Raw genomic sequence first — 276 nt, forward strand, 5'->3', positions numbered from 1 at the left:
TAAAGAAGAGAATGTTAAGAGCTTGACTTTGAGATCCAAAAGGGATTTGATCTGCGGTCGAAAATAATTGGATGGGTGACAGACAAGATGGCTTCCACCTTAAGAATGTTAGGCTTTGCTAGTTTTCTGTATTTAGGCGTTTTTGATCTTGGGACGAATCTTGTTTTGGAACAAGTTTTAGATCCTTCTGTCCAAACCAGAAACCAACTTGAGGCGAGTTCTTGTAATCCACCCGGAACCTATGAATTTTTTCCCGGAACAGGTTATTATCCTAGC

At 40.2% G+C, this 276-nt stretch carries 1 pseudogene; it reads left to right on the forward strand.

The features are described from left to right. Positions 1 to 87: 87 nt before the first annotated feature. Positions 88 to 276, forward strand: a pseudogene (locus tag EHO58_RS17950) (pectate lyase); the annotation flags it as partial.

Origin of the sequence: Leptospira selangorensis (assembly GCF_004769405.1) — a bacterium.
In the GTDB taxonomy this organism is placed as follows: Bacteria; Spirochaetota; Leptospiria; order Leptospirales; family Leptospiraceae; genus Leptospira_B; species Leptospira_B selangorensis.